The 14,325-nt window shown below is 68.4% G+C and carries 15 protein-coding genes; 6 read left to right on the top strand and 9 right to left on the bottom strand.

Annotated elements, in window-relative coordinates:
- Positions 1 to 33 precede the first annotated feature (33 nt).
- On the bottom strand, positions 34 to 1,323 hold the full coding sequence (locus AR539_RS04900; RefSeq protein ID WP_066433184.1) for an adenylosuccinate synthase: 1,290 nt from the start codon (positions 1,321 to 1,323) through the stop codon (positions 34 to 36).
- A gap of 384 nt (positions 1,324 to 1,707) precedes the next feature.
- On the opposite strand from AR539_RS04900, the gene AR539_RS04895 reads away from it, so the two are divergent.
- The gene (locus tag AR539_RS04895) at positions 1,708 to 2,340 is read left to right on the top strand and encodes a uracil-DNA glycosylase (protein ID WP_066433178.1); all 633 of its coding nucleotides are present in this window, start codon (positions 1,708 to 1,710) and stop codon (positions 2,338 to 2,340) included.
- Positions 2,341 to 2,487: 147 nt separating this feature from the next.
- On the opposite strand, the gene AR539_RS04890 is transcribed toward AR539_RS04895, so the two are convergent.
- The 4 genes from AR539_RS04890 to AR539_RS04875 form a co-directional block, all read right to left on the bottom strand.
- Positions 2,488 to 2,916 (bottom strand): DUF3151 domain-containing protein, encoded by a 429-nt coding sequence (locus AR539_RS04890; RefSeq protein WP_066433176.1) that lies wholly within the window; start codon positions 2,914 to 2,916, stop codon positions 2,488 to 2,490.
- Between the two features lie 2 nt (positions 2,917 to 2,918).
- Positions 2,919 to 3,938 (bottom strand): class II fructose-bisphosphate aldolase, encoded by a 1,020-nt coding sequence (gene fbaA, locus AR539_RS04885; protein WP_066433174.1) that lies wholly within the window; start codon positions 3,936 to 3,938, stop codon positions 2,919 to 2,921.
- Positions 3,939 to 4,046: 108 nt separating this feature from the next.
- Entirely contained in the window at positions 4,047 to 4,943 is an 897-nt protein-coding gene (locus tag AR539_RS19480) for a hypothetical protein (RefSeq protein ID WP_197410562.1), read from the bottom strand.
- 135 nt (positions 4,944 to 5,078) lie between these two features.
- Positions 5,079 to 5,735, bottom strand: a complete 657-nt coding sequence (locus tag AR539_RS04875; protein WP_066436061.1) for a TrmH family RNA methyltransferase — start codon at positions 5,733 to 5,735, stop codon at positions 5,079 to 5,081.
- 94 nt (positions 5,736 to 5,829) lie between these two features.
- On the opposite strand from AR539_RS04875, the gene AR539_RS04870 reads away from it, so the two are divergent.
- Positions 5,830 to 6,684, top strand: coding sequence for an HAD-IIA family hydrolase (locus AR539_RS04870; protein WP_066433172.1), 855 nt, complete (start codon positions 5,830 to 5,832; stop codon positions 6,682 to 6,684).
- 9 nt (positions 6,685 to 6,693) lie between these two features.
- Here AR539_RS04870 and AR539_RS04865 read toward each other — a convergent pair whose 3' ends face one another.
- The 4 genes from AR539_RS04865 to pyrE form a co-directional block, all read right to left on the bottom strand.
- On the bottom strand, positions 6,694 to 7,734 hold the full coding sequence (locus AR539_RS04865; RefSeq protein WP_066433170.1) for a thioesterase domain-containing protein: 1,041 nt from the start codon (positions 7,732 to 7,734) through the stop codon (positions 6,694 to 6,696).
- A gap of 66 nt (positions 7,735 to 7,800) precedes the next feature.
- Positions 7,801 to 8,406: a hypothetical protein gene (locus tag AR539_RS04860; RefSeq protein ID WP_197410561.1), complete on the bottom strand. Its 606-nt coding sequence runs from the start codon at positions 8,404 to 8,406 to the stop codon at positions 7,801 to 7,803.
- A 96-nt stretch (positions 8,407 to 8,502) separates the two neighbouring features.
- Positions 8,503 to 9,270 carry a GAF and ANTAR domain-containing protein gene (locus AR539_RS04855; RefSeq protein WP_066433168.1) on the bottom strand — a complete coding sequence of 256 codons (768 nt, stop codon included), beginning with the start codon at positions 9,268 to 9,270 and terminating at the stop codon, positions 8,503 to 8,505.
- Positions 9,271 to 9,376: 106 nt separating this feature from the next.
- The gene (gene pyrE, locus AR539_RS04850) at positions 9,377 to 9,961 is read right to left on the bottom strand and encodes an orotate phosphoribosyltransferase (protein WP_066433166.1); all 585 of its coding nucleotides are present in this window, start codon (positions 9,959 to 9,961) and stop codon (positions 9,377 to 9,379) included.
- A gap of 170 nt (positions 9,962 to 10,131) precedes the next feature.
- Between pyrE and acsA the strand changes: the two genes are divergently transcribed.
- The 4 genes from acsA to AR539_RS04830 all read left to right on the top strand — a co-directional run.
- Entirely contained in the window at positions 10,132 to 11,988 is a 1,857-nt protein-coding gene (acsA, locus tag AR539_RS04845; RefSeq protein ID WP_066433164.1) for an acetate--CoA ligase, read from the top strand.
- A complete protein-coding gene (pdhA, locus tag AR539_RS04840) occupies positions 11,985 to 13,019 on the top strand; it encodes a pyruvate dehydrogenase (acetyl-transferring) E1 component subunit alpha (protein ID WP_066433160.1) in 1,035 nt (344 codons plus the stop codon). The genes acsA and pdhA overlap by 4 nt, the downstream gene beginning before the upstream one ends.
- A complete protein-coding gene (locus AR539_RS04835) occupies positions 13,016 to 13,996 on the top strand; it encodes an alpha-ketoacid dehydrogenase subunit beta (RefSeq protein ID WP_066433157.1) in 981 nt (326 codons plus the stop codon). The genes pdhA and AR539_RS04835 overlap by 4 nt, the downstream gene beginning before the upstream one ends.
- Positions 13,989 to 14,325, top strand: a 337-nt coding sequence (locus tag AR539_RS04830) for a biotin/lipoyl-containing protein (RefSeq protein WP_157360928.1), incomplete at its 3' end; no start/stop codon positions are given. The genes AR539_RS04835 and AR539_RS04830, both read left to right, overlap by 8 nt.

Below are 14,325 nucleotides of genomic sequence, written 5' to 3'. Positions count from 1 at the left end.
GCCGTCGTACGTCAGGCTGAGTGTCTGAGCGTGTCAGTCGTTGATGAGGTCGTTGACCACAATCGTCTGGTCGCGGTCCGGGCCGACTCCGATCGCCGAGAAGCGGGTGCCGGAGAGCTTTTCCAGGGCCAGGACGTAGTTCCTGGCGTTCTCGGGGAGATCGTCCAGGGTGCGGGCGCCGGTGATGTCCTCGGTCCAGCCCTCGAAGTACTCGAAGATGGGCTTCGCGTGGTGGAACTCGGTCTGGGTCATGGGCATTTCATCGTGCCGGACGCCGTCGACGTCGTAGGCCACGCAGACCGGGATCTGCTCGATGCCGGTGAGGACGTCCAGCTTCGTGACGAAGTAGTCCGTGAAGCCGTTGACGCGGGAGGCGTGGCGCGCCAGCACGGCGTCGTACCAGCCGCAGCGGCGCGGACGGCCGGTGTTGACGCCGAACTCGCCGCCGGTCTTCTGCAGGTACACGCCCATGTCATCGAAGAGTTCCGTGGGGAACGGGCCTGCGCCGACGCGGGTGGTGTACGCCTTGATAATGCCGATGGAGCGCGAGATGCGGGTGGGGCCGATGCCCGAGCCCACGGAGGCGCCGCCGGCGGTGGGGTTCGAGGAGGTCACGAACGGGTAGGTGCCGTGGTCAACGTCCAGGAACGTGGCCTGGCCGCCTTCCATGAGGACCACTTTGCCCTCGTCCAGTGCCGTGTTCAGCACGTAGGTGCTGTCGATGACCAGGGGCCGGAGGCGCTCGGCGAACGACAGGAAGTACTCCACGATCTCGTCCACCTCGATGTCGCGGCGGTTGTAGACCTTGACCAGGAGCTCGTTCTTCTGGCGCAGCGAGCCTTCCACCTTCTGGCGCAGGATGGAGGCGTCGAAGACGTCCTGGACGCGGATGCCCAGGCGGGCCACCTTGTCCATGTAGGCCGGGCCGATGCCGCGGCCCGTGGTGCCGATGGCGCGGCTGCCGAGGAAACGCTCGGTGACCTTGTCCAGGACCTGGTGGTAGGGCGCCACGAGGTGGGCGTTGGCTGACACGCGCAGCTTCGAGGTGTCGGCGCCGCGGGCTTCCAGCCCGTCGATCTCCTGGAACAGCGCCTCAAGGTTCACCACGCAGCCGTTGCCGATGATCGGAACCGCGTTGGGGCTCAGGATGCCGGCAGGAAGGAGCTTGAGCTCGTACTTCTCACCGCCTACGACGACGGTGTGCCCGGCGTTGTTCCCGCCGTTGGGCTTGACGACGTAGTCGACGCGGCCCCCGAGCAGGTCAGTGGCCTTACCTTTGCCTTCGTCGCCCCACTGGGCTCCGACGATCACGATTGCTGGCATGGGATCCTCCCCCATTCGTTCGGGCCGAAGTCCGGATGACGCACCGAAGTGGTCGCCGCAGTCCAGCGCCGTTCATGAGAATGCCCCGAATCTACCGCCGTGAGCAGTACCACTACGATCTGTACCACTACGATCTGACCGCTAAGATCTGCACCGCCAACGCCAGAGTCCGGGGCTCTTACCACCCAAGTTTAGCCGATGGCGGAGGCCGCGGCTCATTTGACCATCCAATGGACTTCCGCAGGGCTTGATAGACTAATAAGGACCGCTCACGAATCGGTCCACACCACATTTTCAAACCACACCGTACTTGGCGTGCCCGTCTTCCGCGTGCCCGCGTGCGGTCTGGCAGCGTTACCAATCCCGCAGGAGACTCAGCAACATATGACAGCCTTGGCCACTGAAAATTCCCGCGAGCAGCTTTTGAGCCGCCGCTACGAACCTAGCGTCGCAGCCGTCAACGAACTGTGCGACACGCTGCAGGCGGCCAAAGCCGGCACCACAGTCCCCTACGTCGACCCGATGCACGACATCGACGAGTGCCGCATCATCAGCCTCTTCTCCAACATCGGCACCGAGGACAAGTCCGGCTTTATCACCGCCGGCGACGACGAGGCCGCCACCCGGCTGCTCGGCGTCCAGTGGAAGCTGGGCCTGCGCCCCGAGTACGTCATGCCCTGGAACGTCCACCCCTGGCACGTCCCGGGCGAGCCGAACGGCAAGTTCACGCCGGACCAGATCTCCGCGGGCCTGAAGCCGCTGCTGAAGTTCCTTGCCCTGGTGCCCCGCGCCTCCGTGATTGTGGCCCACGGCACCGAGGCGAACCGCCTCGCCAACCTGCTCCTGAAGACCGAGGTGCCCATGATCTGGCGCCGCGGCCTCAAGACCTACAAGGTCCGCTCGCTCAGCGGCCGCGCCTTCGCCGGAACCCCGGCCCGCCAGGAGCAGTACCTCGAAGAAATGGGCACCGTCTACGCGGACGCCATGGCACGCACGGGCCTGGCCAAGGCCAGCTGACGTTCCTGACAACGACGGCGGGCGCCCACCTTTCGGTGGACGCCCGCCGTCGTGCTTTAACAAACAACCTTTAACGAACAACGCGGGGTCACCTCCCGCCCATCCCAAGGGGATTTATGGGCGGGAGGTGACCCCGCGTTGCTGTTGTTAGCGCTTCTCGGCTTCGATCGCTGCCTTGGCGGCGGGATCGGAGTCGTTGAGGAACTTTTCGATCCGCTCCGGCTCGTCCGCCTCGCCGATCGCCGCGGACGCGCGGCCCAGCGAGTACAGGGCGCGCAGGAATCCGCGGTTGGGTTCGTGCTCCCACGGGATGGGCCCGACGCCGCGCCAGCCGTTGCGGCGCAGCGAGTCCAGGCCGCGGTGGTAGCCGACGCGGGAGTAGGCGTAGGAGTCGATGGTCCGGCCCTCGGCCCACGCTTCCTCGGCCAGCACGGCCCAGAGCAGCGAGGACGTCGGGTGCTTCGCCACGAGGTCCAGGGCCTCCTGGCCGAGGGCCAGGTGCTGGTAGACCTCGGTCTCGGCAGGCAGGAGCGTGGGCTCGGGGCCCATCAGGTTCCTGCGGAACTCGTCCGACATGCCTAGAAGGTCTTGCCGGTGGAACCGAGCTGCTGCGCGGCTTCGACGACGCGGGCCGCGAGGCCGGCTTCGGCGGAGGCGCCCCACACGCGGGGGTCGTACAGCTTCTTGTTGCCCACCTCGCCGTCGACCTTCAGGACGCCGTCGTAGTTGCGGAACATGTGGTCAGCCACCGGCCGGGTGTAGGCGTACTGGGTGTCCGTGTCGATGTTCATCTTGATCACGCCGTAGGAGACGGCGTCGGCGATTTCCTGCTCGGAGGAGCCGGAGCCGCCGTGGAAGACCAGGTCGAACGGGCTGGACTTGCCGATCTTGGCGCCCACCTGCTCCTGGATGTCCTTGAGGATTTCCGGGCGGAGCTTGACGCCGCCGGGCTTGTAGACGCCGTGCACGTTGCCGAAGGTCAGCGCGGTGATGTAGCGGCCGTTTTCGCCGGAACCGAGGGCGTCGATGGTGGCCAGGGCGTCCTCGACGGTGGTGTACAGCTTGTCGTTGATGGCGTTCTCGACGCCGTCTTCCTCGCCGCCGACCGTGCCGATCTCGACCTCGAGGATCATCTTGGCGGCCGCGGTGCGCTCCAGTAGTTCACGGGCGATGCGCAGGTTTTCCTGCAGGGTTTCCGCGGAGCCGTCCCACATGTGGGAGTTGAAGAGCGGGTTGCGGCCGGCCTTGACCTCGGCTTCGGAGGCAGCCAGCAGCGGCAGGACGAAGCCGTCCAGCTTGTCCTTGGGGCAGTGGTCGGTGTGCAGGGCGATGTTGACGCCGTAGTTCTTGGCGACCTCGCGGGCGAACGCGGCGAAGCCTAGGGAACCGGCCACCATGTCCTTCGTGGACGCGCCGGACCAGTACGCTGCGCCGCCGGTGGACACCTGGACGATGCCGTCGGACTCGGCCTCGGCGAACCCACGGAGGGCTGCGTTGAGGGTCTGGGAGGAGGTGACGTTCACGGCGGGGAACGCGAAGCCGCCCGTCTTAGCGCGGTCGATCATCTCGGAGTAAATCTCTGGGGTTGCAATGGGCATGCTGACTCCTAAAGTGAATTTCGTCTGCGGGCTGGGTTGACCCTGGGGGTGAACCTCGTCGGCTAGGAACCATCCTAGCCATTCCTGCGCCGGTGGCCGTGTTTCCGGTCACTCGGGCTGTAATACTCGCCGGCCCCGCCGAGTTCGCACTTCGCGGCAGTGTTGGTCACCGACACTGCCGTGAAGTGTCAACTCGCGCGCCAGCCGCGGCTCTCGAGTGCGCTGCGCACCTTGCGGACTGCCGCCGGGTGCCCGCCTGCCAGGTCCAGCCGGGAGAGGCGGACCTCCAGCCAGCCGGTGCGCGCCGACGCATCGGCCCTTGCGGCCGCGCCTTCCGCACGCCACGGCTTCCCGGGTGCCCGCCTGCCAGGTCCAGCCGGGAGAGGCGGACCTCCAGCCAGCCGGTGCGCGCCGACGCATCGGCCCTTGCGGCCGCGCCTTCCGCACGCCACGGCTTCCCGGGTGCCGCGCCACCATGGACCGCAGGTCCTCGATGCAGCACAGCGCGTCGCGGGGGAAAGGGAATTCCGGCCCGTGTTCGCAGACCAGGGAATCACCGGCGACCACCAGGTCGTCCACCCCGAGGACCGAGGCCAGGTCCAGCCAGGTCCGGGCCGGCGAGGTGAGCCGGACGCCGTCGAGCTCCACCACCTCATCCGGAAGCAGCGCCAGCTGGTGCCCCACGACATTGACCCGGCGTGGTGTGCTCTGTCCCCGGCGGCGGGCCAGGTGGATGCGCCAGTCCTCCTCCAGCCAGCCGGGCAGCGGTGCGCACCTGAGCCGCGCCGCCGAACCGAGGCTGAGGATGGAACCGTCGTCGAGGTCGGTGTAGGCCCGCAGCGCGGCGGGCCCAGCCGCGGCGGAGCCCGCCGGGACCCGGATGCCGCGGGAAACAGTCACCAAGTCCTGCGCTGAGGTGCGCGTCCGGGTGACGCCGGCCTTGTCCGAGGCGCGCAGGGAAAATGAGCCGGTGGCCAGGTGAGGCGGAAGCGGTGCCCTGCGCATGGGCCCCATTGTGGCTGCTCCCGCCGCGGCCCGGAGGAGTTATCCACAGCCCGGGGCCGCAAGGCGCACCGAGTTGGCATTTCGCGGCAGTGTTCCGCGCCCACACTGCCGCGAAATGCCAACTCGGCGGGGCGGTCAGCCCGGGAGCTGGTGGAACACGTGGCGGCGGATCCAGGCGTGCATGGCGATGGCCGCGGCCGAGGCGGCGTTGATCGAGCGGGTGGAGCCGAACTGTTCGATCGACAGGGTGTCCACTGCGGCCTCGTGGACCTCGGGGGACAGCCCCGGCCCCTCCTGGCCGAACACCAGCGCGCAGTCCCGGGGCAGCTCGTAGGTCTCCAGGGGCACCGAATCGGGGAAGATGTCGATCCCGATGATTGCCAGGCCCTCCCCCTGCGCCCATTCCACGAACTCCTGGACGGTGGGGTGGTGCCGGACGTGCTGGTAGCGGTCGGTCACCATGGCCCCCCGGCGGTTCCAACGGCGTCGTCCAATGATGTGGACTTCCTTGGCCAGGAACGCGTTGGCGCTGCGCACCACCGTGCCGATGTTCATGTCGTGCTGCCAGTTTTCAATGGCGATGTGGAAGTTGTGGCGCTTGGAGTCCAGGTCCGCGACGATCGCCTCGTGCTTCCAGTAGCGGTATTTGTCCACCACGTTGCGGCGGTCACCGTCCGCCAGCAGGTCCGGGTCCCAGTGCGCGCCCTCCGGCAGTTCGCCCTCCCAAGGCCCGACGCCGACCTCCGCCTTGGGCTCCCCCTCCGGCTCCGGCGCCGGCTCTGGCTGTGCCACGGTGCCGGGACGGGTTTCGCTGGGGATCTCGGGTTCAGTCACCACTCAACATTAGACTGGGACTGGCATCGGCACATTATCGGCGGAGGACAGCATGGCGGAGCAGCAGGAACAGCACAGGGACAACCCGGACGACGTGCGTTCGGCACCATCGGTGTACCGCAGCGGCCAGGAGATCGAGTGCTGGCTGACCGACATGGACGGTGTCCTGGTCCACGAAAACCAGCCCATTCCCGGCGCCGCGGAACTGATCCAGCGCTGGGTGGACACGTCCCGCCGGTTCCTCGTCCTGACCAACAACTCCATCTTCACGCCGCGGGACCTCGCCGCCCGGCTGAAGAGCTCCGGCCTGGAGATCCCGGAGGAGAACATCTGGACCTCTGCCCTGGCCACCGCCCAGTTCCTCAAGGACCAGGTGCGCGGCTCGGAGTCCGGCAACCGCGCCTACACGATCGGCGAGGCGGGCCTTACCACCGCCCTGCACGAGGCCGGCTTTATCCTCACCGACCAGGACCCGGACTTCGTGGTGCTGGGCGAGACCCGCACCTACTCCTTCGAGGCCATCACCATGGCCATCCGGCTGATCCTGGGCGGGGCGCGGTTCATTGCCACCAACCCGGACGCCACCGGTCCCTCGAAGGACGGCCCCATGCCGGCCACCGGCGCCATCGCGGCGCTGATCACCAAGGCAACCGGCCGCGAGCCGTACATTGTGGGCAAGCCGAACCCCATGATGTTCCGCTCGGCCATGAACCAGATCGACGCGCATTCGGAAACCACGGCCATGATCGGCGACCGGATGGACACGGACATTATCGCCGGGATGGAGGCAGGGCTGCACACGGTGCTGGTGCTCAGCGGCATCACGCACAAGGACGACATTGCCGCCTACCCGTTCCGGCCGAACCAGATCCTGAACTCCGTGGCGGACCTGAAAAACCAGATCTAGGGCCCCGCCTCAGAACGCGGTCTTCTTGCCTCCGCCGGAAGGCAGCGGGAACATCCCGTCCTGCAGTTCCTCGATCAGGGGACGGTAGATAAACGGGTTCCAGCCCGGGCTGGCGTGTGCCGGACGGGCGCCGTCGGTCCGCAGGGAGCTGTTGGCCATGTTGTCCTTGAAGGTCAGCGACCAGGAGTCCCGGGCGGTCTCGTAGTCCACGGTCCGGTCCCGCGGGTTGCCGATAAAGGCCATCCGGGTTCCGCCGAGTTTCCCCACGAACCGGGTGGCATCGAAGTGGTAGATGTAGGCGGACTCGGACTGGATCAGCACGCTGGAGGGGGCGATCGGCGACAGCTGCTCCAGGGTCTGGTCCAGGATCTGCCCCCAGCTGCGCTCGTCCTTGTGCAGCATCCGCTCCCCCAGTTCGTACCCGCCGCGCAGCACCGTGGGGAACCGGAAGCCGCTTTCGTAGAGGAACACGACGCCCTCGAACCAGCTCTGGTCCAGCACGTCGTACTTGCTGTAGGGGCTGGAGTCCAGCAGGATGAACGCCACCTCGATGCCGTGCAGCTCCCGGAGCCGGGCGGCGACCTGGGTGGCCACCATGCCGCCGAAGCTGTGGCCGTAGAAGTAGAGCTTGGTCAGCTGATGGGCCCGGGCGTGCTCCACCACGGCGATCACGATCTGGTCAATGTCCAGGCCCACATTGGAATATCCGACGGCGGCCAGCTGGCCGCGTTTGTTCAGTGTCCCGCGCAGCGCGTTCAGGATCCACAGGGCCTCTTCCCAGCTCGTCTTGTAGCCGGGGAAAAGGAACCAGCTGGCGTGGGGAAAATAAGTCTCCGCGGTCTCGTCGGGGACCGGGAGGATCCTGTGGACCCGCCGTTCGGCCTGCACACGCCGGGTGAACAGCATGTCGGCCGCCAGCACGGAGGCGGCCAGCGTGCCGCCCAGGAACCCGCGCCGCGAGAACCGCTTGAGTTCGGCGGCGTGCCGCAGCACGCGGGCGTCGGCGTCGCCGGGCCCGCCCAGGTTCTGATCTTCCGGCTCATGCGGCACATCTCTACCGTAGTCACCGGGGCGGCTGGGAAAAAACGCGGCAACCCGGGCCGGAACTGTGGGCAGTTAGACCGGTTCCGCTTCGGCGCTGATGGCTTTCGCGTCGAGTTCGCGAATCGCAGCTATCGGGTGCGCGTCGCGGCTGCCTTCCCGGCGGGTGATCTCGAGGCCGATGTCGTCGAAAGCGGCCAGGAGTTCCGAGCGGGCCATGTCGGAAGGATCGTCCAAGAGCCCGAACACCGAATCGCTGGCGGCCAGCAGTTCGTCGTCCGAGTAGCCCGTCAGCGGGCGCAGGACAGACGCATTCGCGGGGATCTGAAGCTCTCCGGCAAGGTCGAGGGGCTGCAGCGCCGCCGCCGGTCCGAGGACACCGGTGGACAGCATCAGCGAGACACCGCTCCCCTTGGCGGCGGCACCGGCACCAGCGCTGGCAACGCCGCCGCCGTCGATCGCGTTAAGGTCGGCGCGGAGACCGGCCAAGGCGGCCGATTCAACGAACGCTGCGCTGCCCAGTTCCACCCGGATGTGCGAGGTGATCCCCATCTGGCGGACGCGCCGGATGGTCTGCATGAGGGAGGGGCGGGAAATCTGGGTGAGGCTGCCAAGTACGTCGATCCGAACTGTATCGGAGACGGTATCAATCCTGACCTGAGCATTAAGAGACTGGTCCATAGGTACTCCAAAAAATAGGAATCTATGGCCGACGGCTCAACCTCGTTCAGACTATAGGTCCCCACCAGTGCGCACAAGTCATATCCCGCTCCCGGTTCAGCCGGTGGCCTGTTGCCCGGGTTCTTCAAAATGGGTACGGGAGGCCGTCCCGCCGACGGAGCGGACCAGGGATGTGGCGATGTCACGCAGCTTGACGTTGCCGTTGCTCGAAGCGTCCGTGAGGATCCGGACGGCCGTCTCCTGGTTGCAGCGGTTCTGGGCCATGACGATCCCGATGGCCATGTCGATCACGGTACGGGATTCCAGGGTGGCCCGGAGGTTCGTGGCGCTGTCCGCGTGCAGCGAAAAGCGTACGGCCATGCGCAGGGCCTGCGAAATCTGCCGGGTAAAGTCACGCGCACGGGCCGCGACGTCGCCGTCGAACTTGTGCGGCGCGTCCGAATACAGGTTCAGGGCTGCCTGGGCTTCCCCCTGGAGGTGGAACGGCACCGACAGCACCGAGCGGAGTCCGTGGGAGGCCACGGCGGTGGCGTAGTCCGGGCCCCAGCGGTCTTCCTCGAACAGGTCCGGGACGTAGACTTCGCGTTCCTCCTGCGCCGCTGTCAGGCACGGCCCCTGCGACAGCCGGTACTGGATCTCGTCCACTTCACGGGCCGAGTCGCTGCTCCATCCAATGGTGGCAGCCTTCCGGTCCCGCAGCAGGGTGATACCGCAGAGCGCGTCGTCGCCCCCGCCGGCCACCTGGTGCGCGGAAAAGCGCGCGAGTTCGTTGAGGAACTCTTCAAAGTCGGTGCTGTCGAGGATGAGGTTCTGGACCTGGTCAACGGTACTGACGGATCCGGGGTATTCCTGGGGCGGGAGCATAGCGCGATTCTCCAACTACGGGTACGAAGGTACCGACTGGGGGTATGTCAAAATGGTAAGTCACCCCTATGGCACCGTCCACACGTGTCCGCCGCCGGTGAAATGCCTAGCTCAGGCCGAGTTCGTCCTTGCCGAAGGCGAAAAGGTAGGGCACGCCGGCCTCTGCCTCGATCTTTTCCTTGGCGCCGGTGTCGCGGTCCACAATCACGGCGACGGCGACGACGTTGCCGCCGGCCTTACGGACGCCCTCGACGGCGGCCAGCGCTGAGCCACCGGTGGTGGAGGTGTCCTCAAGGACCAGCACCTTGCGCCCCTCGACGGAGGGTCCCTCCACCTGGCGGCCCATACCGTAGGACTTCTGCGCCTTGCGGACCACGAACGCGTCCACCGGGCGTCCACCGTCCACCGCGGCGTGCATCACGGCGGTGCCGACGGGGTCGGCCCCCATGGTCAGTCCGCCCGCGCACTCAAAGTCGATGCTGGCGTCGTCCATCAGGGACAGCATGACCTGGCCCACCAGCTTGGACGCCTCATGGTGCAGCGTGATGCGGCGCAGGTCGATGTAATAGTCGGCCTCGGCACCGCTGGAGAGGATGACCTTGCCGCGGACCACGGCCAGTTCCTTGATCAGTTCCAGCAGGCGGGCACGGGCGGCAGCGGCGTCGGCTGCGGGGACACTGGTGGCAGTCATGCGACCCAGTTTAGTGGCTGGTCGGCCCGGGACTGCCCGCGGCCCGGTTAGATGTCGGCCGGCGTCCGGCGGCTCCCGCGCGGCCCGCGCCGGGCCTTTATCCGCCGGGCCTTTTTCCGCCGGGCCTTTTTACTCTAGGCACCCCCGCCGGGTTGGAGTGCCATGGAACCATGACGGCAGGAACGGAACCTTCCACCCGCTGGCCCGCCATCTCCAAGGACCCCGCGGGCTTCCGGGTCCGCCCGAACCTGGTGGACTACGACGCCGCGTGTGCGGCGTTTTCGTGGGACGAGGCCCGCCACGAACTGTCCGGCCTGCCCGGCGGCCGCGGCGTCAATATTGCCTACGAGGCGGTGGACAGGCACGCCGCAGGCAGCCTCGCGGGGCATGAGGCGCTGCGGTTTGTCCGGGCGGACGGCAGCGTGCGGTCCCTCAGCTTTGCCGGGCTCGCCGAGCAGACCAGCCGCTTCGCCGGGGTGCTCCGCGGCCTCGGCATCGGGCGCGGCGAGCGGGTCTTCTCGCTCACCGGCCGCAGCCCGTCGTTGTACATTGCCGTGCTGGGCACACTCAAGAACGCCAGCGTCTTTTGCCCGCTGTTTTCCGCCTTCGGCCCGGAACCGGTCCGGCAGCGGCTGCACCTTGGCTCCGGCCGGGCCCTGGTGACCACCCGTTCGCTGTACCGCAAAAAGATCGCCGGGATCCGCGATTCGCTGCCGGAGCTCCGGCATGTCCTGCTGACCGACGCCGACGGTGACCCGGAGCCGGGCACGCTGGACCTCGCCGCGCTGATGCGCGCAGCACCCGCCGACAGCGAGGTGGCCGCGACGCAGGCCGAGGACATGGCCCTGCTGCACTTCACCTCCGGGACCACGGGGACGCCGAAAGGCGCCATCCACGTGCACGACGCCGTCACGGCGCACCACGCGACCGGCACCACCGCCCTGGACCTGCACCCGGAGGACATCTACTGGTGCACGGCCGATCCGGGCTGGGTCACCGGGACCTCCTACGGTGTGATCGCTCCGCTCACCCACGGGGTGACCACCATCGTGGACGAGGAGGAGATGGACCCGGACCGCTGGTACCGGATCCTCGCCGAACAGCACGTCACCGTCTGGTACACGGCACCGACGGCGCTGCGGATGCTAATGAAGGCCGGGGCGGACCGGGCCCGGGGCCACGACCTGTCCGCGCTGCGCTTTGTCGCCAGCGTCGGTGAACCGCTGAACCCCGAGGTGGTGGCCTGGGGCCAGGAGGCGCTGGGCCGGCCCGTGCATGACAACTGGTGGCAGACCGAAACCGGCGGCATCATGATCTCCAACTACGCCGCCACCGAAATCCGGCCCGGCTCCATGGGCCGGCCGCTGCCCGGCGTCGAGGCGGGCATCGTGGCGCGGGACGCCGCCGACAAGCCGATCGTCCGGGACGGCAAGGCGGTCCTCGTGACGGAGCCGGACGCCGTGGGCGAGCTGGCCCTGCGTCCGGGCTGGCCGTCGATGTTCCGCGGCTACCTGCACGAGGAGGAACGCTACCGCCGCTGCTTCGCGGGCGGCTGGTACCTCACCGGCGACCTCGCCCGGCGCGACGCCGACGGGTACTACTGGTTCGTGGGGCGCGGCGATGACGTGATCAAGTCCTCCGGGCACCTGATCGGCCCGTTCGAGGTGGAAAGCTGCCTGATGGAGCACGACGCCGTCGCGGAGGCGGGGGTGATCGGGGTTCCCGATCCGGTGGCCGGCGAGGTGGTTAAGGCGTTTGTGGAGCTCCGGTCCGGCTGGCAGCCGTCCGAGGACCTGCAGCTGGAGATCATCGGCTTCGCCCGGAAGCGCCTCGGACCCGCGGTGGCGCCGCGGCTGCTGGAGTTCACGGCGGCCCTGCCCCGGACCCGCAGCGGCAAGATCCTCCGGCGGCTCCTCAAGGCCCGGGAACTGGGCCTGCCTGAAGGCGACACGTCCACGGTTGAGTCCCCTGTTGAGTCCCCTGCGGGGGCGTCGGAGCCGGCACCGGGACCCGGGGCACCGCAATGACCGGCCCCCTCGACCCTCCGGCCCGTGCCCTGGACCCGGCCCACGGCCGCCACCTGCTGCTGCAAATGCTGCGCGTCCGGCGGCTTGAGGAAAAGTGCGTCGAGCTCTACAGCGCCGCCAAGATCCGCGGGTTCCTGCACGTCTACATCGGGGAGGAGGCCGTGGCGGCCGGCGTCCTGGAAACCCTGGCCCCGGACGACGCCGTCCTCGCGACCTACCGGGAACACGGCCACGCCCTGCTCCGCGGGGTCCCCGCGGGGGCGATCCTCGCCGAGATGTACGGCTACGTCGAGGGCTGCTGCCGGGGCCGCGGCGGCTCCATGCATCTTTTCGACGCCGCCACGCGCTTCTACGGGGGCAACGCGATCGTGGCCGGCGGCCTGCCGCTCGCCGTCGGGATGGCGCTCGCGGACAAGATGTCCGGCCGCTCCCGTGCCACGGTGTGTTTCTTTGGCGAGGGCGCGGTGGCGGAGGGTGAATTCCACGAGAGCCTCAACCTTGCCGCGCTGTGGCAGCTGCCCGTGCTCTTCTGCTGCGAAAACAACCTGTACGCGATGGGCACCGCGCTGGGCCGCTCGGAATCCCAGACCGACATGGCGCTGAAGGCCGCCGGCTACGAGGTGGCAGCGTGGGCCGTGGACGGCATGGACGTGCTGGCGGTGGAGGATGCGGCCCGCCGCGCCGTCGAGGCTGTGCGCTCCGGCGGCGGCCCACATTTCCTGGAGCTGCGCACCTACCGATTCCGGGCCCACTCGATGTTCGACCCGGAACGGTACCGCGACAAGGCCGAAGTCGCCCGCTGGCTGGAACGCGACCCCATCACGCTGCTGCGCACCTCGATGGAGGCCGCCGGCCAGCTCTCCGCGCAGGAGTGGGACCAGCTGGAGGCGGAGGCCGATGCGGAGGTCGCCGCCGCCGTCGAGTTCGCCGAAGCCGGGACACTTGAACGCGTGGAAGACCTGACCCGGTTTGTGTACAGCGAGCGCGGCGCGGACGGCGGGGCAGCAGCTACCGGGCGGAGCGGGCCATGAAGTCCAGCTACCGCGAAGCGCTCCGGGCCGGGATCCGCGACGCGATGCTCCGTGACGAACGGGTGTTCCTGATGGGCGAGGACGTGGGCTCCTACGGCGGTTCCTTTGCCGTGAGCCTGGGCCTGCTGGAGGAGTTCGGCCCGCAGCGCATCCGGGACACCCCGCTCTCCGAGTCGGGCTTTGTGGGGGCCGGGATCGGTGCGGCGCTGGCCGGCATGCGTCCGATCGTGGAGATCATGACCGTCAATTTCAGCCTGCTGGCCCTGGACCAGATCGTCAACAACGCCGCCAGCCTGCTGCATATGTCCGGCGGGCAGTTCAACGTCCCGCTCGTGATCCGGATGACCACGGGCGCCGGCCGCCAGCTGGGCGCCCAGCACTCGCACAGCCTGGAGGGCTGGTTTGCGCACATTCCCGGCCTGCGCATCCTCGCCCCCGCCACCCTGGCGGACGCGCGCGGCATGCTGTGGACGGCGCTGCAGGACCCGGATCCGGTGCTGATCTTCGAACACGGCTCGCTGTACAACGTCGCCGGCGAACTCGACGACGACGCCGGGGCCGTGGACATCGATACCGCAGCGGTCCGGCGGCCCGGCGCCGACGTCAGCCTCATCACGTACGGCGGGACGCTCCCGCCCGTCCTCGACGCCGCCGGGCAACTCGCCGCCGACGGCATCGACGCCGAGGTGCTGGACCTGCGCACGCTCCGTCCCCTCGACGAGGCCGCCATCCTCGCCTCCGTCCGCAGGACCCACCGCGCCGTGGTGGTGGATGAGGGCTGGCGCAGCGGCAGCATCTCCGCCGAAATCAGCGCCCGGATCACCGAGAACGCCTTCTACGACCTGGACGCCCCGGTGGGCCGGGTCTGCAGCGCCGAGGTGCCCATCCCCTACTCGAAGCACCTTGAGCTGGCGGCACTGCCCTCCGTGGACCGGATCACCGCGGCGGCCCGGCAGGCGGTCAGCGCCGGTGGCTGACTTCCTGATGCCCTCGCTGGGGGCCGACATGGAACACGGCAAGGTGGTCGAGTGGCTGGTCCGGCCCGGCGACTACGTCCGCCGCGGGGATCTGGTGGCAGTGGTGGACACGGACAAAACCGTGATGGACGTGGAGTCCTTCCAGGAGGGTGTGGTGGCCGAACTCCTGGTGGACCTGGGCACCACGGTGCCCGTGGGCACGCCCCTGGCCCGGATCACTCCGACCCCGGCCGAGACCGGCCCCGCGGCCGGGGCCGGGGCCGGGACCGGAACCGGAGCCATGCCGCCCCCGTCCCCCGCTCCAGCGCCCCCGCCGTCGGCCGCTGCGC

Source organism: Arthrobacter sp. EPSL27, from assembly GCF_001512305.1.
Classification (GTDB): domain Bacteria; phylum Actinomycetota; class Actinomycetes; order Actinomycetales; family Micrococcaceae; genus Arthrobacter.
This window is presented reverse-complemented; position numbering and strand designations above follow the sequence as displayed.

Excerpts from the sequence above, each read along its gene's own strand:
- fbaA (WP_066433174.1), bottom strand. The coding sequence starts at position 3,938 with ATGCCCATTGCAACCCCAGAGATTTACTCCGAGATGATCGACCGCGCT.
- AR539_RS04835 (WP_066433157.1), top strand. The coding sequence starts at position 13,016 with ATGAAGTCCAGCTACCGCGAAGCGCTCCGGGCCGGGATCCGCGACGCG.
- AR539_RS04890 (WP_066433176.1), bottom strand. The coding sequence starts at position 2,916 with ATGTCGGACGAGTTCCGCAGGAACCTGATGGGCCCCGAGCCCACGCTC.
- pdhA (WP_066433160.1), top strand. The coding sequence starts at position 11,985 with ATGACCGGCCCCCTCGACCCTCCGGCCCGTGCCCTGGACCCGGCCCAC.
- AR539_RS04900 (WP_066433184.1), bottom strand. The coding sequence starts at position 1,323 with ATGCCAGCAATCGTGATCGTCGGAGCCCAGTGGGGCGACGAAGGCAAA.
- AR539_RS04870 (WP_066433172.1), top strand. The coding sequence starts at position 5,830 with ATGGCGGAGCAGCAGGAACAGCACAGGGACAACCCGGACGACGTGCGT.
- AR539_RS04895 (WP_066433178.1), top strand. The coding sequence starts at position 1,708 with ATGACAGCCTTGGCCACTGAAAATTCCCGCGAGCAGCTTTTGAGCCGC.
- AR539_RS19480 (WP_197410562.1), bottom strand. The coding sequence starts at position 4,943 with ATGCGCAGGGCACCGCTTCCGCCTCACCTGGCCACCGGCTCATTTTCC.
- acsA (WP_066433164.1), top strand. The coding sequence starts at position 10,132 with ATGACGGCAGGAACGGAACCTTCCACCCGCTGGCCCGCCATCTCCAAG.
- AR539_RS04855 (WP_066433168.1), bottom strand. The coding sequence starts at position 9,270 with ATGCTCCCGCCCCAGGAATACCCCGGATCCGTCAGTACCGTTGACCAG.
- pyrE (WP_066433166.1), bottom strand. The coding sequence starts at position 9,961 with ATGACTGCCACCAGTGTCCCCGCAGCCGACGCCGCTGCCGCCCGTGCC.
- AR539_RS04860 (WP_197410561.1), bottom strand. The coding sequence starts at position 8,406 with ATGGACCAGTCTCTTAATGCTCAGGTCAGGATTGATACCGTCTCCGAT.